Here is a 22409-nt window from a genome sequence, read left to right as displayed (position 1 = left end):
CACGATCTGAGACCCTGAGAATCCCCTTCCGGGAATCCAAAATGTTCGCCCGACTGCAACCGATCCTGCCGACTGCGGCGATCCTTTTTCTGATCTTCTACTTCGTGTTTCACGCTCTGACGGGCGAACGCGGTCTCTTGTCGACGTCTGAACGGAATGCAGATCTTGCCGCAAAGACCAGGGAGCTCAGGAAGATCCGTGCCGAAAGGATGGACCTGGAGGCCCGGGCTCGTCTATTATGCAGCGGCAGTCTGTCGGCAGATCTTCTGGAAGAACGGGCACGTTCTCTCCTTGGTTATGCCGACCCGAAGGACTTTGTCATCCGCACGAAGCGCTAGCGACGTCGGACCTTGCCTTCTGACAGGACTGTCGATCGTAACTGGGCCCTTACATGCCTGGAACGGTCTGGGCGTCATTTGATGGGCATATCCTTCGAGGGACCGACGACGACTTCGGCGGGATTTGTTCTGGGATGAAGGCCGCGATGAAGATTGGCCAGGGAGAGTTGAATGGCGCGTACGCGCAAGGCTGAATCCACCGAAGGCAAAGGTGGTGACATCGGTGGCAACACCTTTGTCAGCAAGGACGAGCTTCTGAAGTTCTATCAGAGCATGCTGTTGATCCGCCGCTTCGAGGAGCGGGCCGGGCAATTGTACGGCATGGGGCTGATCGGCGGGTTCTGCCACCTCTATATCGGCCAGGAAGCCATTGCGGTCGGCATGCAGTCGATCTCCTCCAAGGGCGACCAGATCATCACCGGTTACCGCGATCACGGTCACATGCTGGCCGCTGGGATGGATCCTCGCGAGGTCATGGCTGAACTGACCGGTCGCGCTGGAGGCTCCTCGCGCGGCAAAGGCGGCTCGATGCACATGTTTGACATCGAGACCGGCTTCTACGGCGGTCACGGTATCGTTGGGGCCCAGGTGGCGCTTGGCACCGGCCTGGCACTGGCCAACCACTACAAGGGCAATGGCAACGTCTCCTACGCCTATTTCGGTGACGGTGCGGCCAACCAGGGCCAGGTCTATGAGAGCTTCAACATGGCCCAGCTGTGGAAGCTGCCGGTCGTGTACGTGATCGAGAACAATCAATATGCCATGGGCACGAGCGTTGAGCGCTCAGCCTCTGAAACCGCCTTCCACAAGCGCGGTGTCTCGTTCCGGATCCCGGGCGAGGAGATCGACGGCATGGATGTGGTGGCCGTGCGCGAAGCCGGAGCCCGCGCCCGCGAGCACGCGGCCAGCGGCCAGGGCCCCTACATCCTCGAGATGAAGACCTATCGCTATCGCGGTCACTCGATGTCGGACCCGGCCAAGTATCGCTCCAAGGAAGAGGTCGACGAGGTCAAGCAGACCCGCGACCCCATCGACCACATCAAGGAACGCCTGGCTGCGGCCGGCGTCACCGAAGACGACCTGAAGGGCATCGACGCCGACGTGAAGCGCATCGTTGCCGAAGCGGCTGAATTCGCCCGGACCAGCCCCGAGCCGGATCCGTCTGAACTGTACACCGACGTTTATCTGGAGGCCGCCCAGTGAGCCTGGACATCCTCATGCCTGCCCTTTCGCCGACCATGGAAGAGGGCACCCTGGCCAAGTGGTTGGTCAAGGAAGGCGACACCATCAAGGCCGGCGACGTGATCGCCGAAATCGAGACCGACAAGGCAACGATGGAAGTCGAAGCCGTCGATGAGGGCGTGGTGGAAGCCATCCTGATCGCTGCCGGTTCCGAGAACGTGAAGGTCAATACGCCGATCGCACGTCTGGCCGGCGAAGCCGGGGCTACGCCCTCGGCACCTGCGCCCGTCGTCGTTGAAGCGGCCGCGCCGGTCGCTGCGGCAACGCCCGTCGCTTCGGCCTCGAGCTTTGCCGATCCGGAAATTCCGACCGGCACGCCGATGAAGAAGATCACGGTGCGCGACGCCCTGCGCGACGCCATGGCTGAAGAGATGCGTCGCGACGATCGCGTGTTCCTGATGGGCGAGGAAGTCGCCCAGTATCAGGGGGCCTACAAGGTTAGCCGCGACCTGCTGCAGGAGTTCGGCGACAAGCGTGTCATCGACACACCGATCACCGAGCACGGCTTTGCCGGCATGGGCGTCGGCGCGGCGATGGCGGGGCTGAAGCCCATCGTCGAGTTCATGACCTGGAACTTCGCCATGCAGGCGATTGACCACATCATCAACTCGGCGGCCAAGACGCTCTACATGTCGGGCGGTCAGATCAAGTCGTCGATCGTGTTCCGGGGTCCCAACGGTGCGGCCTCGCGCGTGGGTGCCCAGCACAGCCAGGACTATGCAGCCTGGTACGGCAACGTCCCCGGTCTGAAGGTCATCGCGCCGTATGACGCCGCTGACGCCAAGGGCCTGCTGAAAGCGGCCATCCGCGACCCCAACCCCATCGTCTTCCTCGAACACGAGATGATGTACGGGCTGGAGTTCGATATCCCGGACGTCGAGGACTATGTCGTGCCGATCGGCAAGGCCAAGGTCCGCCGCGAAGGCACGGATGTCACTCTGGTGGCCTACAGCCGGATGGTGGGTTTCTGCCTTAAGGCCGCCGAGGCACTGGCCGCTGAAGGCATTTCCGCTGAAGTCATCGACCTGCGGACTATTCGCCCGATGGACCACGCCACCATCCTGGAAAGCGTCAAGAAGACCAACCGTCTGGTCACTGCCGAAGAAGGCTGGGGCCCGATGGGCGTCGGGGCCGAGATCGTGGCCCGCATCACCGAGCACGGCTTCGACTATCTGGATGCACCGCCCCTGCGCGTACACCAGGAAGACGTGCCGCTGCCCTATGCGGCAAACCTCGAGGCCCTCAGCCTGCCGTCGGTCGAGAAGATCGTAAAGGCAGCCAAGACGGTCTGTTACCGCTGATGCCGATGCGGCTCATGTCTGGCGGGATGGCAGGGATCCCTGCATATCTGTCGGATGTGAGCCGTATCGAATCCGGCCAAGAACTAAGCCTCGCTGCAAGGCGAGATCGCGCGGACGCCGGCCCGGCCGACAACGTCCCGAACGCTTGAGGAAGACACTCAATGTCGATCGACATCCTGATGCCCGCCCTGTCGCCCACCATGGAGGAGGGGACCCTCGCCAAGTGGCACGTGAAGGTGGGTGACACCGTCAAGGCCGGCGACGTGATCGCCGAGATCGAAACCGACAAGGCGACGATGGAAGTCGAAGCCGTCGACGAGGGCGTGGTCGAGGCCATTCTGGTCGAGGCCGGCACCGAGAACGTCAAGGTCAATGCCCTGATCGCCAAGCTGGCCGGAGAGGGTGAGAACCTGGCTCCGTCGCCGGCCGCCGCTCCGGCCACTGAAGCGCCCAAGGCCGCTGCACCCGCTGCCGCTGCGCCGGTTGCGGCAGCACCGGCTCCGGTCGTCGCCGATAGTTCTCGGGTTTTCGCCTCGCCGCTGGCCCGCCGTCTGGCCCAGGCCGCTGGTCTGGATCTGAAGACGGTCAAGGGCAGTGGCCCGCATGGCCGTGTGGTCAGGGCGGACGTGGAAAATGCAGCCAAGGGCGGCCCAGTGGCCGCACCGGCGGCCAAGGCGGCACCCGCTGCTGCGCCGGCCCCGGCTGCTGCGGCTCCGCGTCAGGTCCTGTCGCTGGAGCAGATGGGCATCCCCGCTGGCTCCTACGACCTGGTGCCGCTCGACGGCATGCGCAAGACGATCGCGCGGCGTCTGACCGACAGCTTCCGCGACGTGCCGCACTTCCCGCTGACCATCGATCTCGAGGTCGATGCCCTGCTGGCGGCGCGCGGCAAGATCAACAGCCTGCTGGGTGACCAGGGCGTGAAGGTGTCGGTCAATGACATCATCATCAAGGCCGTGGCCGTGGCCCTGAAGCGCGTGCCTGAGGCCAATGCCTCCTACACGCCGGAGGGCATCGCCATGCACAAGCATGCTGACATCGCCGTGGCTGTGGCCATCGACGGTGGCCTGATCACCCCGATCGTCCGTGCCGCCGAAACCAAGGGCCTGGCCCAGATCTCGGCCGAGGTGAAGGATCTGGCGGCCCGCGCCAAGGCAAAGAAGCTGAAGCCCGAGGAATTCCAGGGCGGCACCTTCTCGGTTTCCAACCTGGGCATGTTCGGGATCAAGGCCTTCGCCTCGATCATCAACGAGCCGCAGGGCGCGATCATGAGCGTGGGGGCCGGCGAGCAGCGTCCAGTGGTCAAGAACGGTCAGCTGGCCGTGGCCACTGTGATGACCGTGACCTTGACCTGCGACCACCGCGTGGTCGACGGCGCGATTGGTGCCAAGTTCCTGGCGGCCTTCAAGCCGCTGATCGAAGAGCCGCTGACCCTGATCGTTTGATCAAAGGAAAGGGCAGGAGAGCGCCATGTCGGTCTATGACTACTCGGCCAAGACGCTGGACGGCCAGGACGTGAGCCTGGCCGACTATCGCGGGCAGGTTCTGCTGATCGTCAACACGGCCAGCAAGTGCGGGTTCACTCCGCAGTATGAGGGCCTTGAGGCGCTTTACCGCGACTACAAGGATCGCGGCCTGACCGTCCTGGGCTTCCCCTGCAATCAGTTCGGCGCTCAGGAGCCTGGGAACGCCGAAGAGATCGCCAGCTTTTGCTCGCTGACCTATGACGTGACCTTCCCGATGCTGGCCAAGATCGACGTCAACGGCCCCTCGGCCCATCCGCTCTATGCGTTCCTGAAGAAGGAACAGAAGGGCGTGCTGGGCACCGAGGGCATCAAGTGGAACTTCACCAAGTTCCTGATCGGCCGCGACGGCGAAGTCGTCGAGCGGTTTGCTCCCACCACCAAACCCGAAGACCTCAAGGTTGCGGTCGAGGCGCTGCTCTAATTCTCCCGGATCGGCTTGCAGGCCGATCGATCGAGGCCGCCCGGCTCCCCTCGGGCGACGTTCAAGCTAGGGTAAGAACACCATGTCCACGGAATTCGATGTCGTCGTCATCGGCGCTGGTCCTGGCGGCTATGTGGCCGCCATTCGCGCCAGCCAACTGGGCCTGAAGACGGCGATCGTCGAGCGGGAAAACCTGGGCGGCATCTGCCTGAACTGGGGCTGTATCCCGACGAAGGCCCTGTTGAAGTCCGGCGAGATCTTCGAGCAGTTGTCGCACCTTGACGCCTATGGCCTGTCGGTCGAGAAGCCCTCCTTCGACTTCACCAAGATCATCGAGCGCTCGCGCGGCGTGGCCAAGACCATGTCGGGCGGCATCGCCTTCCTGATGAAGAAGCACAAGATCGAAGTGATCGAGGGCGATGCCAAGCTCGAAAAGGGGACCCCGGCTCCGAAGGTGGTCGTGGCCCTGAAGGCCGGCGGCAGCCGTACGATCCAGGCGAAGAACGTGATCCTGGCCAGCGGCGCGCGTGCCCGGAACATCCCCGCCATCGGCGCGGTTTCGGACGGCGACAAGGTCTGGACCTATCGCGACGCCCTGGCACCGAAGACCATGCCCAAGTCGCTGGTGGTGATCGGCTCGGGTGCCATCGGCATCGAGTTTGCAAGCTTCTATCGCGCCCTCGGTGCCGAAGTGACCGTCGTCGAAGCCGTTGACCGCATCATGCCGGTCGAGGACGCCGAGGTGTCCAAGGCTGCTCAAAAGGCCTTCGAGAAGCGGGGGATCAAGTTCCGAGTCGGTGCCAAGGTCACCAAGATCGACAAGACCGCCACGGGCGTCTCGGTGTCGGTCGAGGTCGGCGGCAAGGCCGAGCAACTGACGGCCGAGAAGTGCATCGTTGCTATCGGCATCGTGCCCAATACCGAAGGCACCGAAGCGGTGGGCCTGACCACCGATCGCGGCCACGTCGTCACCGGCAAGCACGGCGAAACAAACGTTCCGGGCCTCTACGCCATCGGTGACGTCGCCGGCGCGCCCTGGCTCGCCCACAAGGCCAGCCACGAAGGTATCCACGCCGCCGAATTCATCGCCGGCTACAAGACCCCGGCCGTCCATTCGCCGATCCCGGGCTGCACCTATGCCAACCCGCAGGTCGCCTCGGTGGGCTACACCGAAGCCGCCGCCAAGGCCGCCGGCATCGACATGAAGGCCGGCCGCTTCCCGTTCAAGGTCAACGGCAAGGCCGTGGCCGCCGGCGAGACCGAGGGCTTCGTCAAGACGGTGTTCGACGGCAAGACCGGCGCGCTGATCGGTGCACACATGATCGGCCACGAAGTGACCGAGATGATCCAGGGCTTCGTCACCGCCATCACGCTGGAGGCGACCGAGGAAGACCTGCACGGAATCGTCTACGCTCACCCGACCATGTCGGAAGCCATGCACGAAGCCGCGCTCGATGCGTACGGCCGGGTGCTGCACATCTAGGGGCCTGAATGGCGCGAGTGACGGCCACGACCACTGACAAGCCGGCCAAGGTCGCTGCCAAGACCAGGAAAGGGTCTAAGACCACCCTTTCCGAGGCCAACCTCGCCGATCTGGGCGCGGAGCGGCTGGCGACGATCCTGATGGATCTGTCGGTCGACAGCTACGTCAAGCGCGCCTTGCGGCTGGAGCTGTTCGCCGAGGCCAGTCCGGAAGGCCTGGCGCTGGAGATCTCCAAGCGTCTGGCGGCCATTGCCAAGGCCACCTCGCGCATCCACTGGCGCAAGCGCGCCGCCTTCGCGCGCGACATGGATCTGCACTTTCGGATGATCCGGCGGCTTGCGGAAAGCGACCCCAAGGCGGCCCTGGCGCTGCTGATGGATTTTCTGGACCTTGCCGGTTCGGTGTTTGATCGCATCAGCCAGCCCGAGGGACCGATCGGTGAGGTCTTCGCCGAGGCGCGGGACGCGGTCGGCGACATCGCCGCGAGTGCCAAGATCGCGCCCGTCGATCTGGCCGATAGGGTGGCGCGGCTGATCCTGTGCGACGATCATTTCGTATTTGGCCCACTGGTCGCTGTCGCGGCCCCGTCTCTGGGCGTGGCCGGTCAGGCGCGACTGGGCGAGCGCCTGCAGGCCGCCTTGACCCAGCGCTCAGCGCGGTCTGCGGGGGCCTATGACGCCAAGGCGTCAGTGGTCCGGGATGCCTTGCGCCGCCTGGCCGACATCAATGGTGACGTGGGGGCCTTTATTGCGACCTTCAGCGAGACCCAGCGGCGTTTTCCAGCCATCGCTGCCGAGATCGGGCGCCGCCTTCTGGTCGCTGGAAAGGCGGGCGAGGCCCTGGCCGCTCTGGAGGCCGCAGCAGCTCCGGTCAAGCCACGCGGCCCGCTGTCGGTGCGTGCCGAGCCTGACGATCCGGTCGAGCGCGCTGCCTGGGAGGATGTCTATCTCGAAGCGCTACAGGCCAATGGTCGCCAGGACGAGGCCCAGCGCCGGCGCTGGGCGGCGTTCGAGGACACCCTGTCGATCCCGAGGCTCAGGGCGTTCCTGAAGGGCCTGCCAGACTTTGACGACGTTGTCGCTGAGGATGACGCCAAGAAGATCGCGGCCGAGTTTCCGCGTTTCGAGGCCGCCCTGGCCTTTCTGATCGAGTGGCCGGATCTGGCCGCGGCGGCGCGACTGATCATCAACCGTCACGGCGCCATCAACGGTGCGGACGAAGACCTGCTGACCGCCGCCGCGCGTCGTCTTGAAGGGACCTATCCGCTGGCGGCGACCCTGTTGCTGAGGGCCATGATCCGCAATGTCCTGACCTATGGCGTCGCTGGCCGCTACCGGGCTGCTGCCCAGCAATGGCTGGAGATGGAAAGCCTGGCACCGATGATCTCTGACTTCGGCGAGTTCCCGGACCACGAGACCTTCATGGCCGACCTGAGGGCCATGCACGGCCGCAAGCAGGGCTTCCGCGCCGAGCTGGAAGCCCTGGGCGGGTCCTTCTAGGGCCAGTGTGCACTTGCACTCTGACGAATGGGGGGCGGTTGGTCCGAAGAGCAGGAAGCACCCGAGTCGACCTCGACGCATTCCTGCCCATTGGTCTCACGGTTTCGGTCTATGCGGCCTTAGCATCCTGGTCGGCCATGCGCTGAATGGCGACATAGTCGGTTTTGCCACTCCCCAGGACCGGTACCTCGGGGACCTTGAGAATCTTGCGCGGCACGGCCAGTTCGGGCGCTCCGATGGTCTGGGCATGTGCGACCAGTTCTGAAACCGCTGCATCATGGCGATCCGTGACCAGGATGAGCCTTTCGCCCTTCTTCTTGTCGGGCATGGAAATCACGGCATGGCGTCCATCCGGCCAGACGGCTGAGGCCAGGTCTTCCGCCGCTGTGAGCGAGACCATCTCACCGGCGATCTTTGCGAAGCGTTTCACGCGCCCCTTGATGGTGATCCAGTTGTCGTCAGTCATGGCGACAACGTCTCCGGTGTCGTGCCAGCCACCGTCCGGAGCGTCGATGCCGCCATCTTCCCTCAGATAGCCGAGCATCACATTGGGACCCCGGACCAGCAGTCTGCCGCCGCCGGAAATCCCCTCAACCGGTTCAATCCGGAAGTCCTGACCGGGCAGGAGCCCGCCGACAGTTCCCCGACGGTTGTCGTCAGGCTTGTTCACCGCGATGACCGGAGAGGCCTCGGTGGCACCATAGCCCTCTAGAACCGGCACGGGGCCAAACTTTTCATGGATGAGGTTGTGGGTCTCTTCCCGAACCTTTTCAGCGCCACAAACAATAAATCTGAGGCCGGAAAGTTCATCACCATCCGAAGCGCGCGCATAGTGATTGAGGAAGGTGTCCGTGGCGAACAGCACGGAGGCCTTGGTGTCCTTGACCAGGGCGGGGATCTGCTTGGTGTGCAGCGGTGAGGGATACTGGAAGGCCTTCATGCCCTTCAGCAAAGGCAGGATCACCCCACCCGTCAGGCCAAAGCAGTGGAACACCGGAAGGGGATTGAAGAACACCCAGTCCGGATCGAGCTCGATATGAGCCGCCACCTGTTCGGCATTCGAGACCATGTTGGCCTGGCTCAGCACCACGCCCCGAGGGGCACCAAAGCTGCCCGAGGTGAACAGGACGACGCCTCGATCCGATGGCTTGGCCGGCGCTCGGAACTGGCGTGGGAAGAGGCCTGCCGTCGCAGCGAAAAGCTTGTCGGCAACCCCAATCGAACCGCGAACGTCTTCGAGATAGGTGATGGTCGTCTGGGCTTCGAGGGCGTCGACGATATCGTGCAGGTTGCCCAACTCGATGAACTTGTGCGCCGTCAGGACGCGCTTGACCTTGGCCAGCGCGCAGGCGGCCTTGAGGTTGCGCAGGCCCGCCGTGAAGTTCAGCATCGTCGGGACGCGGCCGAAGGCGTGCAGGGCGAAGAAGGTCACCACCGCTGCAGACCCCGAGGGCAGCAGGATGCCGACATTCTCTCCCGGCTTGGTCATGGCTGCGATCTTGCGGCCCAGGGCAAAGCTCGCGCGGATCAGATCCGTGTAGCTAAGCGGGTTCCGGTCCTGGTCCTCAAGGATGGGCTTTTTCGCGCCGTAGGTGTCACGCGCGTCGATAAGGGCGTCGAAGAGAGCCTTCTGGCCGTCTTCCGCTTTGAAAACTACCGGCATCCCGGCGAAACCTCCCCGAAAAGCGTGCTCGCTTTCGTTCGTTGAAGGGGGAGTCTGCCGGGGAAGGTCCAGCTTTGCAAGGAAGAGTCACAAGGCGTGACATTAACTGTTGCGGCGTTGGGTCCTGGCGGCAATGTGAGCCCTTATGAACCCGTCAATTTCCGCCAGCCAAACATTGCGAACGGCATCTGATTCCATATGCAGGACGTGACGCCCGGCGGGAAAACTGACCATCCGGCAATCGGCGAGCGCCGAGCAGGTTTTGGATGCCAGGGCGTTAGGCGTCACCGTGTCCTTGCCGCCAGCTAGGATCAGGACTGGAGCTTGAACCCGGGCTGTCTTGGTGCGCACGAGGCCTGAAGCCTCTTCGTGCGCGGCTTGCCAGCCAATGCTGGGTTCGCCCATGCGCAGGTCGGGATTGGCCGTAAGCCAGGCCTGTTGAACGCCTCCGCGGACCCTGTCGCTGGTCAGGGCTGACTGGAACTCATCAGGACCAGCACGGCTCCAACCCTTCTCATGGGGCGATCGGATCCAGCCCAGCTTCAACCGGTTGGCCCATGGATAGAGGGCACTGCTCCGACTTGACGACGGCTTCAACGCGAACGTCGGCGAGGACAGGATCAGCCCGTCCGTCGGCAGGCCATCCTCGACACTCCCTAAAGCGACCAGAGCGCCATCGGCGTGACCCAGGAGGAGGAGCGGTCTGTCCGCTCTCGGCCGGATGACGACCTTGACCAGGGCACGGAGGGCTGCGGCATCGGGCTGAAAGCTGTCGACATGCCCCAGGTCCCGCCAAGGCGTCAGGCGCTCGGAACCACCCTGGCCCTGGCGCTCGAGGATCCAGACCGTGTAACCGGCTGAATTCAGGTGCTGGACCGTTTCGAACCATTTCTCCGCGGGTTCACCATAGCCGGTCAGTATGACGATGGTCGCCCTGGGCCCGATGGGCGGCGCCGATACGCCGTAGCGCTGGGCCGGGGCATCTCCGACGCGGACATAGCCCCAGGCCCAATTGTCCGGCGGGTAAAATCGAGAGGCGAGTGACGGCGGGGTCCGGCTTTCCGCAAACGGTGCGCGAGAGCCGCCGTCGGTACAACCGGCCAAGCTCAGGACAAGCAGGACTGCGAGAAAGCTGCGGCGCATGGCGGCCAGTCATTTCGTGCCTTTGCCGCACATGCAAGATCGCGTGCTTGATCCGGAGCGCAAGAAGTCCGATTTAGGCAACATGGCCACAGTGATCGACACGCTGAAGGCGCGCAGTGCGGAAGATCGTGCGGCGCGCCACCCCGAAAAGCAGAACCGCCCGGATACGGCCGTCCTGCGTAAGCCTGACTGGTTGCGTGTGCGCGCTCCCGGGTCTCCAGGCTACAACGAAACCCGCAGCATCGTGCGTGACCACAAGCTGACCACGGTCTGCGAGGAAGCAGCCTGCCCGAACATCGGTGAGTGCTGGAGCCAGAAGCACGCCACCATGATGATCATGGGCGAGATCTGCACGCGAGCCTGCGCCTTCTGCAATGTCTCCACCGGCCTGCCCAATGCGCTGGACGCCGACGAGCCGCGCCGCGTGGCCGAGGCCGTCGCCAAGATGGGCCTCAAGCACGTGGTCATTACTTCGGTTGACCGCGACGACCTCGCCGATGGCGGGGCCCAGCACTTCGCCGAGGTGGTCCTGGCTATTCGCGCCGCCGCGCCCGGCACCACCATCGAGATCCTGACCCCGGACTTCCTGCGGAAGGATCGCGCGGAAAACGTGGTGATCGACGCCCGTCCGGACGTTTTCAACCACAACCTCGAAACCGTGCCGCGGCTCTATCTGAAGATCCGCCCGGGTGCCCGCTACTACAACTCCCTGCGCCTGCTGGAGCGGGTCAAGGAGCGCGATCCGGGCCAGTTCACCAAGTCGGGCCTGATGGTCGGTCTGGGCGAGACCAAGGAAGAGGTCATGCAGGTGATGGACGACATGCGGTCCGCCGGCGTGGACTTCATCACCATCGGCCAATACCTGCAGCCCACCCGCAAGCACGCTGCGATCGACCGGTTCGTTACCCCGGAAGAGTTCAAGGCCTATGAGGCCATTGCGCGCGCCAAGGGCTTCCTGATGGTCTCTGCCAGCCCTCTGACGCGGTCATCACACCATGCGGGCGAGGATTTTGCGAAGCTTCAGGCCGCCCGCCGTGCCCTTGATGCCAGGACGGCCTAGGCTTGCACCGTCACGTTGTCACCCGGGTCCTGCCTTACACCCCTGAGCAGTTGTTCACCCTGGTGGGTGATGTCGATGCCTATCCCGATTTCGTGCCTTGGCTTACCGGCATGCGAACCTGGAACGCACGCGAGGATGGCGGAATCAGCACGGTCGATGCCGAGGCGCAGGTGGGCTTTTCGTTCCTGAGGGAGCGGTTTGCCACGCGCGTGAGGCGGGATGCCGAGCAACTGACGGTGGATGTGAGCCTGCTCTACGGCCCGTTTAAGCGCCTGGCCAACCAGTGGCGCTTCAGCCCGGACGGTGGCGGCACCAGAGTTGAGTTCGTTATCGATTTTGCCTTCAAGTCACGGATGCTCGACGCCCTTCTCGCGTCAAATCTGGATCGGGCCGCCGACAAGCTGATCGCCTGTTTTGAGGAGCGTGCCCGACAGATCCACGGGCCTAGCCTCGCTTAGCCACCGCTTCGCGAAGCATTTCGAGCGCGGTCCTGACGGCTGCCAGTTGTACCGCCTCACGGGTTTGGCCATCGAAGACCTCGTGTCGGTGCACAACCGAGCGATTGGATCGCGCCAGCGCAAAGTGGACGGTCCCCACCGGCTTCATTGGCGTGCCGCCACCTGGACCGGCTATGCCGGTGATCGAGACGGCGACATGGGCATGGCTTTGGGCCAGGGCCCCTTCGGCCATCATTCTGGCGACGGGCTCGGACACGGCACCGTGGTCAGCGATCAGATCACCGGGAACGCCCAGCATCTCGGACTTGGCCCGATTGGTATAGGTGACAAAACCGCGTTCAAAGACGTCTGAAGCGCCGGAGATCGAGCAGATTGCTCCGGCAACGAGCCCCCCTGTGCAGCTCTCGGCGGTGACCAGGCGCAAGGACTGGTCGCGCGCCTCGGCGACAAGCAGTCGGGCCAGGGTTTCGATCTCGAGCGGGAACATCAGGTATCTCCAGCAGACTTAGGCCTGAGCCTATACCCTTCAGGCCGGAGTCTCGACGGCGACGACGGCCTGAGCCGCCAAGCCTTCGCCTCGGCCGGTAAAACCCATTTGCTCGGTTGTCGTCGCCTTGACGCTGACCCGGTCGAGCGGAAGCGAAAGAATCTCCGCCAGACGCTCTCGCATCGCGGCACGGTGAGGTTTGATCTTTGGGCGCTCGCAGATCAGCGTAACGTCGACATTGATGAGGGTGCCCCCCTTGCGACGGACAAGGTCTGCAGCATGCTGCAGGAACCGATCCGACGATGCGCCTTTCCATTGGGGGTCAGTCGGCGGGAAATGGTCGCCAATGTCGCCTTCGCCAATGGCCCCCAGAATGGCGTCTGTCAGGGCATGCAGACCGGCGTCAGCGTCAGAGTGTCCGATCAGGGTTTCATCGTGGACGATTTCAACGCCACAGAGCCAGACAGAGTCACCCTGGCCCCAGCGATGGGCGTCGAATCCTTGACCTATGCGAGTGATACGGGCTGCGCCCGCCAGGCGTTCGGCCATGTTGAAATCCTCGGGGTAGGTCAGTTTCAGAAGGAGCGGATCACCTGTCACCAGGGCAACCTTGCCGCCGACGGCTTCCATGACCTGGGCATCATCGGTGGGTTCAAGCGGGCCTGACCAGGCGGAATAGGCGGAGATCAGGCGCCCTCGGTGGAAAGCCTGCGGCGTTTGGGCTCGCCAGAGATTGTCCCGTGATGTGGTTTCGAGGGGAGAGCCGGGTAGGGCGCGCTTCAGGGTGTCCGCGACAGGGAGCGCCGGTATGGCGCCGTCCGCCTCACAAAGCTTGTCGAGCAGGGCCAGGATTGTACTGCGCGTCACGAAGGGCCGGGCAGCGTCGTGGATCAGGACGGCTTCGTCAGACGGCCGTTCAGACAATGCCGCAAGGCCGGCCTGCACTGAAAGCGCCCGTGTTGCGCCGCCCCGAGCGCTGCGCCAGCCGTCTAGTCCCGCCAGAACCTCTGGCAGCATGTCCTGCCCGTCGTCGGAGGTGACGATCACCACGTCAGCGGCCCCTGCGGCAAGGAAGCTCTCGACCGACCAGCGCAGAACGGGTTTCCCAGAGAGGGAGCGCCATTGTTTGGCTTGGCCCGGGCCTGCCCGGGTCCCGGTGCCGGCAGCGACAATCACGACGGAAAAGGTCATGTCCGCTGTTTAGTCCGGCGGTTGCGGTTGTCCAGTCGATCCGGGCTTTACTGCGGCGCACAATGTGCCTAAAAACGCAGCGGTGGGGATGATTACAAAATGAGCAACTCGCTCGATATTGGCGGTGTGGAAGTACCGGGGCGCGTTTGGATCGCGCCCATGACCGGTGTTTCTGACCTGCCCTTCAGAGAAACGGCCACGGCGCTTGGCGCACCCTATGTGGCCACGGAAATGGTGGCCTGCGCCGAGTTTGCGCGCGGACGGCCTGACGTCGTTCGGCGGGCCGCAGTCGGCGAGGGCTTGCCGCTTATGGTGGTTCAGTTGGTCGGTCGCGACGTGGCCTTGATGGCCCAGGGTGCACGCATGGCGGCAGAAGCCGGGGCTGAGATCGTGGATCTCAATTTTGGGTGCCCCGCCAAAGAGGTTTCCGCCGGACAGCAGTGTGGTTCGGCGCTCATGCGCGAGCCAGACTTGGCCGAAGCCCTGGTCGCGGCGGCAGTCGCCGCCGTCTCTGTTCCGGTCACAGTGAAGATGCGTTTGGGATGGGACGATTCAACTCGCAATGCCGCCGACATCGCCCGCCGGGCCGAAGCGGCGGGTGCCAAGGCGATCACGGTCCATGGCCGAACGCGGAGCCAGTTTTACAAGGGCATTGCGGATTGGTCCGCCGTTGCTGAGGTCAAGGCGGCGGTCTCCATCCCCGTGCTGGTCAATGGCGATATCGTCGACGGTGACAGCGCGCGCCGGGCGCTCGACCAATCCGGTGCCGACGGCGTGATGATTGGCCGTGGAGTCTATGGTCGGCCCTGGATCGCGGGTGCCATTGAAGCGACCCTGGAGGGCCGATCCTTTGTCGAGCCTGATGCCGAGGCGCGGCTGGCGATCGCCTTGACCCATTTCCGGCGGAGCTTGGAATTCTACGGCCTGCCGCTCGGCCTGAAGATGTTCCGCAAGCATCTGGCGTCCTACATCGATGCCGCACCCTGGCCTGAGACAGCCGAAGAGCGCCGCGCCGCGCGCTCCAGCCTCTGTCGCCTGGATGAACCTGAACGGGTTGAAAGCGCCTTGACGCGCCTTTGGCTCGGATACCGGAGGATCGCTGCATGAGCGACCACGCCCGCGCACTTGGCGGCAAGGCCCCTGAGACCCTGAAGGCGGCCGCCTTTGACCTGAGCCCGGAACCCGCCCTGGTCGTTGACCGCGATGGCGGTCTGGTCGCCGTCAATGAAGCGGCTGAGGCGCTGTTTGGTCATGGCCTGTCGCTCCTGGCGCGTGGTCGCTTTCGCGCCGCCCTACCGCCCGGGTCCGTGCTGGTATCTCTGCTGGACCGTGCCATCTTTGAAGGGGCACCGGTTCGCGAGCATGGGGTTGAGGTCAATCTCTTTGGTCAGCCGCCTTTTGAGGCTGACGGGGCAGCCGCACCGCTCGGAGACGGCTCAGTCCTCCTGACCCTGCATGTCAAGGGTGTGCTGGGCGTAGATCGCAGCGCGGATGCCGCCGGGCTGCGCTCGGTCGTCGGGCTGGGCAAGATGCTGGCCCATGAGATCAAGAACCCACTCGCCGGAATTCGCGGTGCCGCCCAACTTTTGAAGACCGGTGCCTCTGCGGCAGACCAGCCCCTGGCCCAACTGATTGTCGATGAGACGGACCGCATTCGGCGCCTTGTCGATCGTATGGAAGCCTTCTCCGAAGACCTGCCGACGCCGCGAGAGGCGGTCAATATCCACCAGGTCCTTGATCGCATCCGCGCCCTTGTCGCTAACGGAGTCGCCGATGGGCTCACGCTGCGAGAGACCTATGACCCATCCCTTCCAGCGGTCTGGGGCGATGAAGATCATCTGATTCAGATCTTCCTGAACCTGGTGAAGAACGCCGCCGAAGCTGCTCACATGCGTGGCGACGGACGCGGCGCTATTTCGATCCATACAGCCTGGCGACCGGGCGTTCGGGTTCGAGGGGCCAATGGCAAGGCGGCCAGTGGTGCACCGATCGAGATCCGGGTGCAGGACAATGGTCCTGGCGTTCCCCAGAGCCTTCGCGACCACCTGTTCCAACCGTTCGTCACCACCAAGCCCAATGGCACCGGCCTTGGCCTGGCCCTGGTGACCAAGCTGGTCACCGCCCATGGCGGTTTGATCGATTTTGAGTCCGAGCCTGGTCGCACCGTTTTCCGCGTGCTGCTTCCTGTGGCGCCTGAACCCTCCGCCGGAGACGCGTAAGCATGAACGCCGCAAGCAAGAAGATCCTGATCGCGGACGATGACTCGTCGGTGCGGCTTGTTCTCAGCCAGGCCTTCACCCGGCTGGGCTACCAGGTCCGCGCCACCGGCAATGCTACCACCTTGCTCAAATGGGTCATGGATGGGGAAGGTGACCTGGTGGTCACCGATGTCATGATGCCCGATGAGAACGTCTTCGACGTCCTGCCGCGCATCCGCAAGGAGCGCCCCAAACTGCCCATCATTGTGATGAGCGCACAGAATACCCTGCTGACAGCCGTCAACGCTGCCGACGCGGGTGCCTTCGAGTATGTCTCAAAGCCTTTTGATCTGGACGACGTCACGGCGGCGGCCAGGCGCGCCCTGTCTCGCCCGGCCGATGCGGAGGCCTCCAAGGCCCAGGCCCGGGCCATGCGCGACGAACGCTTGCCGCTGATCGGCCGTTCGGCACCTATGCAGGAAGTCTATCGGACCATCGCCCGCTTGGTTGGCGCGGACCTGACGGTTCTGATCTTGGGTGAGAGCGGCACGGGCAAGGAACTGGTCGCCCGCGCTCTGCATGAGCTGGGCCGTCGCCGCGATGGCAAGTTCGTGGTTATCAACCTGGCGGCCGTCCCGCGGGAAAGGGTTGAGACCGAGCTCTTTGGTCGAGGCGATGGTGATCTCGGACGGCTGATCGAGGCTGATGGCGGTACTTTGTTTTTGGACGAGATCGGCGACATGCCGCTCGACGCCCAGACCCGCCTCCTGCGCGTCATCGACGGCACTGAACCCGTCCTGAATCCCAAGACCGGACGCCGCCCGAACGTGCGGATCATCGCGGCCACCAATCGCGACCTGCGCGGACTGATCCAGCAGGGGCTGTTCCGCGAGGACCTGTTCTTCCGGCTGAATGTCGCACCGGTCCGGCTGCCGCCCCTGCGAGACCGCACGGAGGATATCCCTGATCTGGCCCGCACCTTCCTGCTCCGCGCCAACCGTGAGGGCCTGCCGGCCAAGACCATCGATTCCAGCGCTCTAGATCGACTCAAGGCTCATTCCTGGCCGGGAAATGTTCGCGAACTGGAGAATCTGATCCGGCGGATGTGTGCCCTCTACGCCGAGGAACTGATCACTGCGCGCATCGTCGATCGGGAATTGCAGGACCACACTCCGGCGGTTCGCGCTGATGAAGGCCCGGTGACCCTGTCCATGCTTGTCGAGCGCCATCTTGCCGGGCATTTCGCAGACCAGCCGGACGGAGTTCCTGCCGCTGGCCTGTATGATCGGGTCCTGCAGGAAGTGGAGCGCCCACTGATCCAACTGACCCTGTCTGCTACCCGGGGCAACCAGGTGCGTGCGGCTGAGATCCTCGGCCTTAACCGCAATACCCTGCGCAAGAAAATCCAGGATCTGGGCGTTGAGATGTCTCGCGGCAGGCGATGAAGCTAATATAGCACATAGCTGTTGATTTTGAGGCACACTCACTCCTAAACTGGTCGCATGGCGTCAGTCATGTCCGCAGTTGGGTCAGAGCTTCCCGCGCCCCGGTTCAGCCGGTCCTGGTGGTCGGAGGTGCTCAGGTCGCGCTCTGTCTTAGGCGGAGCTTACGCCCTTGCAGTGATCCTGACTGTGACAGGCGTGGCCCTGGTTTCGTCGCCGCCCAAGAGCGGGCCGATAAGCCCTGCCAGCACTGCGATCCTCGTCGTACTCGGTTTCAATCTGGTCCTCATCCTGGCGATTGCCACGGTGGTGGGGCTTCGGCTGTTTGAAATGATCGACGCTAGGGCGAATGACGCCGGCGCTCGACTACACCTTCGATTTGTTGGCTTGTTTTCGTTCGCTGCGGTTGCTCCCGCCGTTATTGTCGCTCTGTTCTTTGGGGTTCTGGTCAATCGCGGTGTCGAAGGCTGGTTCAGCCAGAGGGTCCGAACCGTCGTCGAAAATTCGGCAAAGGTGGCGCGGTCCTACGTCTCTGAGCAAACCAGCTTTATCAGCGAACACATCCGTCCGATGGCGGCCAACCTGAACGACGCCGCACCGGCGATGTCGCAGTCGCCGGTGGTTTTCAGCCATTTCCTGGCCGGAGAAACCGCCAATAGCGGCTTTACAGCCGCCTATGTTCTGGACCGTGATGGACGGATCCTCGCCCGGGCCGAAATGCCGGGGGCTCCGGCCTTCCTGGCACCGCCGCCCTCTACCTTTGAGGGTGCCGATTCAGGCGTGGCCATGGCCCAACGCTTTGTGTCCTCTGACCTCTTTCGCGCACTCTATCGGCTGAAGGCCTTTCCTGACGCCTATCTCTATGTCGTCCGCCCGATCGACACAGGTATTTTGAGCCACCTGATCGAAGCCGAAGATTCGCTGATTTCTTACCGGGATGCTGAACGCAGTCGGGTGCGAATTCAGGCCATCTTTGGTTTGAGTTATGCCGAGACTGCTCTTCTGGTTTTGGTCGCCGCAGTCTGGGTCGGGATGGCCGCTGCCAACTCGATCGCCGGTCCCGTCGCTGGGCTGGTGGAAGCGGCGGGCCGCGTATCGGCGGGCGATCTGAATGCGCGGGTAGATGCTGAGATCGGCCCTGAAGAGATACGGGCCTTGTCTCATGCTTTCAACATGATGACGACAGATCTTCAGGTTCAGCAAGCGGCTCTTCGGACCGCTAGTCTGGACGCGGAGACCCGAAGGCATTTCATCGAAACAGTCTTGTCCGGGGTCAGCGCAGGCGTCGTGAGCCTGGACAGCCAGGGCCGCATCTCGGCTCTGAACCGACGGGCGGTGACCCTGCTCAGCCTGCGCGAGGAGGCTGTAGGGGTTGATCTGATCGCGGCGGCACCGGAATTTGACGTCGTCGTCGAGACGATCCTGGAGGGACGCTCGGACGCCGAGGTCGAGGTTGATCTGGTGCGGGACGGCGAGACACGGCGCCTGCGGGTTCGTGGCGCGGGACAGGTCGCCGAAGGGCTTGTTCTGACCTTCGACGACATCACGCGATTGGTCGCTGCGCAGCGTAATGCCGCCTGGAAAGACGTTGCCCGACGGATTGCCCACGAGATCAAGAACCCCCTGACTCCGATCCAGCTTTCTGCAGAGCGCATCAAGCGCAAGTACCGCAAGGAAATCTCCAGCGATCTCGATACCTTTGATCGCTGTACCGAGACCATCATCCGGCAGGTTGGAGACATTGGCCGAATGGTCGATGAGTTTTCGGCTTTCGCCCGGATGCCCGCTCCGCGTTTCGAGCCCGCGAACCTGACGGAGATGCTGCGCCAGAGCGTCTTTGCCCAGCGTTTTGTCGACCCGGAAATCGATGTGGTGCTCGACGAGCCGGGTGAAGACATCCTCATCAAGTGTGATGCACGCATGGTGGGGCAGGCCCTGACAAACATTCTCAAGAATGCCGGCGAAGCCGTAGGGGCCCGACGGCACATCACCCCGGAGCCACGGGGTCGCATAACTGCGACCCTCGTCGCGCAGGAGGACGACCTTTGCGTGTTCATTGAGGACAATGGCATTGGTCTGCCTCAGCGTGATCGGGACCGCCTGACTGAGCCCTATGTCACGACCCGGGAGAAGGGAACTGGCCTGGGCCTGGCGATCGTCAAGCGGATCATGGAAGACCACGAGGGTTCGCTGGTTTTGACCGATGCCCAAGTTGTGCCCGGTGCCCGGGTAATCCTGAAATTTCCGGCGACCGCACGCCTGTCCGCGTCGGCCCTCGGTGGCGTAGAGGAGCTGATATGAGCGCTGACGTGCTTGTCGTTGACGACGAGGCCGACATTCGCGATCTCGTGGCCGGCATACTGGAGGATGAGGGCTACGCCGTGCGGACGGCGGCCGATTCCAATCAAGCCCTGGCGGCCTTGCGTGCGCGGAAACCGGCCTTGCTCGTCCTGGATATCTGGATGCAGGGCGGGGGTATGGACGGGCTGGAATTGCTCGACATGGTCAAGGGTCTGGATCCTGATCTCCCAGTCATCATGATTTCAGGCCACGGCAATATTGAAACTGCGGTCAGTGCGATCAAGCGCGGCGCCTATGAGTTTCTGGAAAAGCCTTTCAAGGCGGATCGGCTGTTGCTGGTGGTCGAAAGAGCGCTGGAAGCCGCAGGACTGAAGCGCGAAAACCGCCGGCTTCGCGCCCAAAGCTTCACATCTGATGGCTTGATGGGAAAATCGGCCGCCGCCCAGGCCCTTCGCCAGATGATTGCCAAGGTCGCGCCTGCGAACAGCCGAGTGCTGGTTTCCGGGCCCCCAGGCTCAGGAAAGGAACTCGTCGCCCGCCTCATCCATGGCGCGAGCGCCCGGACCCGTCAGGAGTTTGTGGCGGTGAGTTCGGCCGGCATGGCCCCGGAGCGTCTGGACGTCGAGCTGTTTGGTGAGGAAGGCGAGGGCGGACGGCCCCGCAAGATCGGCGTCTTTGAGCGTGCCCATGGTGGCACCCTGTATCTTGATGAAGTGGCCGATATGCCGCGAGAAACGCAGAGTCGTATTCTGCGCGTTCTGGTTGAACAACGTTTCCGTCGCGTGGGTGGCGATAGTGACGTGCAGGTCGACGTTCGCGTCATATCATCGACCTCGCGCGACCTGCGGGACGAGATCGCAGCCGGTCGCTTCCGAGAGGACCTGTTTCATCGGCTGAATGTCGTGCCCGTTCGCGTTCCGGGCCTTTCGGAGCGTCGCGAAGATATTCCCGAACTGATCAGCTTCTTCATCGACCGCATCGTTGAGGCCACCGGTTTGCCTCGGCGGCGTTTGGGCGATGACGCCCTGGCGACCCTGCAGGTGCAGACCTGGCCGGGCAATGTCCGCCAACTGCGCAACAATGTTGAGCGTATGCTGATCCTCGCTGCCGGCGAACCCGGAGACCTGATCACCGCCGAGATGCTGGCCGGATCAGAGCAGCCATCAGCAGGTCACGCGGGTGCCATCGGTGCTGAGCGGATCATTGCCTTGCCGTTGCGCGAGGCACGAGAGCTGTTTGAGCGCGAGTATCTCAATGCCCAGATCCTGCGTTTTGGCGGCAACATCTCCAGAACGGCCAATTTCATCGGGATGGAGCGGTCGGCACTCCACCGCAAGCTCAAATCCCTGGGTGTGGCCGGCGCTCGGGCGGACGAGGAAGACTAGATGTCGCGCTTTGCCTATGTGAACGGCCGTTTTGTCCGCCATGGCGACGCCGTCGTACATATTGAGGACCGTGGCTATCAGCTGGCCGACGGCGTCTATGAGGTCTGGGCGATTTTCGACGGCAAGCTGGCCGATGCTGAAGGCCATTTTGCGCGCCTGTGGCGCAGTCTGGATAGCTTGCGTATCGCGCATCCGATGGGCCAGGCGGCTCTGACCTGCGTCCTGCGCGAAGCGATCCGCCGAAACATGGTACGGGATGGCTTGGTCTATCTGCAGGTGACGCGGGGCGTTGCGCGCCGCGATCATGCCTTTCCAAATCCCGCCGTCCCGCCGTCGGTGGTCGTCACCGCCAAGTCAACGGATCGTGCCCTGGCTGAACGCAAGGCCGAACAAGGTGGGGCTGTGGTCAGCGTGCCTGAGAACCGATGGGGACGCTGCGATATCAAGTCGATTGGTCTCTTGCCGAACGCCTTGGCCAAGCAGGCAGCGCGGGAACGTGGCGCGATCGAAGCCTGGTTTGTTGACGACCTTGGGCTGGTTACCGAGGGCGCATCGTCAAATGCCTGGATCATAGACGCCGAGGGTCATCTGCGGACCCGGGACACCAATGCCAATATTCTGCGTGGCGTCACCCGCTCGACCTTGTTTGAGGTGATCCGGGACGCAGGCCTGCCCATCAACGAAAAGCCCTTCACGATTGCCGAGGCGCAGTCTGCCAGGGAGGCCTTCATCACCGGAGCGGGCACCCTGGTCTTGCCCATCGTCAGCATTGACGGGACCAAGGTCGGCGACGGATCGCCTGGTCCCGTAGCGACCCGGTTGCGGCGTCTTTACATCGAGAGGGCCAGAGCGAAAGCCATCTGATCATCAGCCTTTCTACAGGCTGGAAACAGCGCGATTTCGACGCAGGACGCATTTTCCCACTGAATGGTGATCGCGTTCAGCGAAAAATGAACTAGCATGGACTTGTTTGTGTGGAGGGTGCTTTGCCCTCCGAAACAATAAGAGGGGAACCCCCAATGTCTGCCGAAAAGAAACAAAATCTGCAGGATACGTTCCTGAACAGCGTGCGCAAATCAAAGACGCCGCTCACCATTTTCCTGGTCAATGGCGTCAAGCTGCAGGGCGTTGTCAGCTGGTTCGACAATTTCTGTGTGCTTTTGCGGCGCGATGGACAGTCGCAACTGGTCTATAAGCACGCCATCTCGACCATCATGCCGGCCCAGCCTGTCCAGCTGTACGAGCCGAGCGCCGATTCCGACGATTGAATT

The 22409-nt window shown here is 63.3% G+C and carries 20 protein-coding genes; 16 read left to right on the top strand and 4 right to left on the bottom strand.

All coding sequences use genetic code 11. The features are described 5' to 3' along the window. Positions 1–41: 41 nt before the first annotated feature. From AQ619_RS08910 to AQ619_RS08880, 7 genes are all read left to right on the top strand, one after another. Positions 42–338, top strand: coding sequence for an FtsB family cell division protein (locus tag AQ619_RS08910; protein ID WP_062146487.1), 297 nt, complete (start codon positions 42–44; stop codon positions 336–338). A gap of 171 nt (positions 339–509) precedes the next feature. Further along, positions 510–1541, top strand: a complete 1032-nt coding sequence (gene pdhA, locus AQ619_RS08905) for a pyruvate dehydrogenase (acetyl-transferring) E1 component subunit alpha (protein WP_062146485.1) — start codon at positions 510–512, stop codon at positions 1539–1541. Positions 1542–1543: 2 nt separating this feature from the next. Continuing rightward, the gene (locus AQ619_RS08900; RefSeq protein WP_257720843.1) at positions 1544–2881 is read left to right on the top strand and encodes a pyruvate dehydrogenase complex E1 component subunit beta; all 1338 of its coding nucleotides are present in this window, start codon (positions 1544–1546) and stop codon (positions 2879–2881) included. Positions 2882–3042: 161 nt separating this feature from the next. Next, positions 3043–4326 (top strand): pyruvate dehydrogenase complex dihydrolipoamide acetyltransferase, encoded by a 1284-nt coding sequence (locus AQ619_RS08895; protein WP_062146483.1) that lies wholly within the window; start codon positions 3043–3045, stop codon positions 4324–4326. A gap of 25 nt (positions 4327–4351) precedes the next feature. Further along, on the top strand, positions 4352–4828 hold the full coding sequence (locus tag AQ619_RS08890) for a glutathione peroxidase (protein WP_062146481.1): 477 nt from the start codon (positions 4352–4354) through the stop codon (positions 4826–4828). Positions 4829–4910: 82 nt separating this feature from the next. After that, positions 4911–6311: a dihydrolipoyl dehydrogenase gene (gene lpdA, locus AQ619_RS08885; protein ID WP_062146479.1), complete on the top strand. Its 1401-nt coding sequence runs from the start codon at positions 4911–4913 to the stop codon at positions 6309–6311. Between the two features lie 8 nt (positions 6312–6319). Then, positions 6320–7810, top strand: coding sequence for a DUF6880 family protein (locus AQ619_RS08880; protein WP_062146477.1), 1491 nt, complete (start codon positions 6320–6322; stop codon positions 7808–7810). A gap of 109 nt (positions 7811–7919) precedes the next feature. Here the strand turns inward: AQ619_RS08880 and AQ619_RS08875 are convergent, their stop codons facing one another. Beyond that, positions 7920–9473: an AMP-binding protein gene (locus AQ619_RS08875; protein WP_062146475.1), complete on the bottom strand. Its 1554-nt coding sequence runs from the start codon at positions 9471–9473 to the stop codon at positions 7920–7922. A gap of 102 nt (positions 9474–9575) precedes the next feature. After that, positions 9576–10616: an alpha/beta fold hydrolase gene (locus AQ619_RS08870; protein ID WP_062146473.1), complete on the bottom strand. Its 1041-nt coding sequence runs from the start codon at positions 10614–10616 to the stop codon at positions 9576–9578. Positions 10617–10647: 31 nt separating this feature from the next. Here AQ619_RS08870 and lipA point away from each other — a divergent pair, with 31 nt between their 5' ends. Both lipA and AQ619_RS08860 read left to right on the top strand, forming a co-directional pair. Then, positions 10648–11676, top strand: a complete 1029-nt coding sequence (gene lipA / locus AQ619_RS08865; protein WP_084746228.1) for a lipoyl synthase — start codon at positions 10648–10650, stop codon at positions 11674–11676. Between the two features lie 2 nt (positions 11677–11678). Next, positions 11679–12134, top strand: coding sequence for a type II toxin-antitoxin system RatA family toxin (locus tag AQ619_RS08860; RefSeq protein WP_062146470.1), 456 nt, complete (start codon positions 11679–11681; stop codon positions 12132–12134). On the opposite strand, the gene AQ619_RS08855 is transcribed toward AQ619_RS08860, so the two are convergent. Continuing rightward, complete coding sequence (locus AQ619_RS08855; RefSeq protein ID WP_062146468.1) at positions 12121–12621, bottom strand: CinA family protein; 501 nt, start codon at positions 12619–12621, stop codon at positions 12121–12123. The two genes, AQ619_RS08860 and AQ619_RS08855, sit on opposite strands and share 14 nt — an antisense overlap. A 39-nt stretch (positions 12622–12660) precedes the next feature. Beyond that, a complete protein-coding gene (locus AQ619_RS08850) occupies positions 12661–13812 on the bottom strand; it encodes a bifunctional 2-C-methyl-D-erythritol 4-phosphate cytidylyltransferase/2-C-methyl-D-erythritol 2,4-cyclodiphosphate synthase (protein ID WP_062146466.1) in 1152 nt (383 codons plus the stop codon). A gap of 99 nt (positions 13813–13911) precedes the next feature. Between AQ619_RS08850 and dusB the strand changes: the two genes are divergently transcribed. The 7 genes from dusB to hfq all read left to right on the top strand — a co-directional run bounded on the left by dusB (position 13912) and on the right by hfq (position 22406). After that, a complete protein-coding gene (dusB, locus tag AQ619_RS08845) occupies positions 13912–14919 on the top strand; it encodes a tRNA dihydrouridine synthase DusB (protein WP_062146464.1) in 1008 nt (335 codons plus the stop codon). Then, positions 14916–16031, top strand: a complete 1116-nt coding sequence (locus AQ619_RS08840; protein WP_062146463.1) for a two-component system sensor histidine kinase NtrB — start codon at positions 14916–14918, stop codon at positions 16029–16031. The genes dusB and AQ619_RS08840 overlap by 4 nt, the downstream gene beginning before the upstream one ends. 2 nt (positions 16032–16033) lie before the next feature. Further along, a complete protein-coding gene (locus tag AQ619_RS08835; protein ID WP_062146462.1) occupies positions 16034–17455 on the top strand; it encodes a sigma 54-interacting transcriptional regulator in 1422 nt (473 codons plus the stop codon). A gap of 57 nt (positions 17456–17512) precedes the next feature. Then, a complete protein-coding gene (locus tag AQ619_RS08830; protein WP_062146461.1) occupies positions 17513–19753 on the top strand; it encodes a sensor histidine kinase NtrY-like in 2241 nt (746 codons plus the stop codon). After that, on the top strand, positions 19750–21138 hold the full coding sequence (gene ntrX / locus AQ619_RS08825; protein ID WP_062146460.1) for a nitrogen assimilation response regulator NtrX: 1389 nt from the start codon (positions 19750–19752) through the stop codon (positions 21136–21138). Before AQ619_RS08830 ends, ntrX begins: the two co-directional genes overlap by 4 nt. Continuing rightward, on the top strand, positions 21139–22002 hold the full coding sequence (locus AQ619_RS08820; RefSeq protein ID WP_062146459.1) for a D-amino-acid transaminase: 864 nt from the start codon (positions 21139–21141) through the stop codon (positions 22000–22002). It abuts the gene before it with no gap. A 155-nt stretch (positions 22003–22157) separates the two neighbouring features. After that, a complete protein-coding gene (gene hfq / locus AQ619_RS08815) occupies positions 22158–22406 on the top strand; it encodes an RNA chaperone Hfq (RefSeq protein ID WP_013079113.1) in 249 nt (82 codons plus the stop codon). The last annotated feature ends 3 nt before the right edge of the window (positions 22407–22409 follow it).

This window comes from Caulobacter henricii (genome assembly GCF_001414055.1).
GTDB classification, from domain to species: Bacteria; Pseudomonadota; Alphaproteobacteria; order Caulobacterales; family Caulobacteraceae; genus Caulobacter; species Caulobacter henricii.
The sequence above is the reverse complement of the archived record's forward strand: the minus strand, read 5'-3'. Positions and strand labels throughout refer to the sequence as shown.

Coding starts and splice junctions, on each gene's coding strand:
- AQ619_RS08895 (WP_062146483.1), top strand. CDS start 3,043: ATGTCGATCGACATCCTGATGCCCGCCCTGTCGCCCACCATGGAGGAG.
- ntrX (WP_062146460.1), top strand. CDS start 19,750: ATGAGCGCTGACGTGCTTGTCGTTGACGACGAGGCCGACATTCGCGAT.
- AQ619_RS08830 (WP_062146461.1), top strand. CDS start 17,513: ATGGCGTCAGTCATGTCCGCAGTTGGGTCAGAGCTTCCCGCGCCCCGG.
- lipA (WP_084746228.1), top strand. CDS start 10,648: ATGCAAGATCGCGTGCTTGATCCGGAGCGCAAGAAGTCCGATTTAGGC.
- AQ619_RS08890 (WP_062146481.1), top strand. CDS start 4,352: ATGTCGGTCTATGACTACTCGGCCAAGACGCTGGACGGCCAGGACGTG.
- AQ619_RS08880 (WP_062146477.1), top strand. CDS start 6,320: ATGGCGCGAGTGACGGCCACGACCACTGACAAGCCGGCCAAGGTCGCT.
- AQ619_RS08840 (WP_062146463.1), top strand. CDS start 14,916: ATGAGCGACCACGCCCGCGCACTTGGCGGCAAGGCCCCTGAGACCCTG.
- lpdA (WP_062146479.1), top strand. CDS start 4,911: ATGTCCACGGAATTCGATGTCGTCGTCATCGGCGCTGGTCCTGGCGGC.
- AQ619_RS08875 (WP_062146475.1), bottom strand. CDS start 9,473: ATGCCGGTAGTTTTCAAAGCGGAAGACGGCCAGAAGGCTCTCTTCGAC.
- AQ619_RS08850 (WP_062146466.1), bottom strand. CDS start 13,812: ATGACCTTTTCCGTCGTGATTGTCGCTGCCGGCACCGGGACCCGGGCA.
- dusB (WP_062146464.1), top strand. CDS start 13,912: ATGAGCAACTCGCTCGATATTGGCGGTGTGGAAGTACCGGGGCGCGTT.
- AQ619_RS08855 (WP_062146468.1), bottom strand. CDS start 12,621: ATGTTCCCGCTCGAGATCGAAACCCTGGCCCGACTGCTTGTCGCCGAG.
- AQ619_RS08870 (WP_062146473.1), bottom strand. CDS start 10,616: ATGCGCCGCAGCTTTCTCGCAGTCCTGCTTGTCCTGAGCTTGGCCGGT.
- hfq (WP_013079113.1), top strand. CDS start 22,158: ATGTCTGCCGAAAAGAAACAAAATCTGCAGGATACGTTCCTGAACAGC.
- AQ619_RS08835 (WP_062146462.1), top strand. CDS start 16,034: ATGAACGCCGCAAGCAAGAAGATCCTGATCGCGGACGATGACTCGTCG.
- pdhA (WP_062146485.1), top strand. CDS start 510: ATGGCGCGTACGCGCAAGGCTGAATCCACCGAAGGCAAAGGTGGTGAC.
- AQ619_RS08910 (WP_062146487.1), top strand. CDS start 42: ATGTTCGCCCGACTGCAACCGATCCTGCCGACTGCGGCGATCCTTTTT.
- AQ619_RS08820 (WP_062146459.1), top strand. CDS start 21,139: ATGTCGCGCTTTGCCTATGTGAACGGCCGTTTTGTCCGCCATGGCGAC.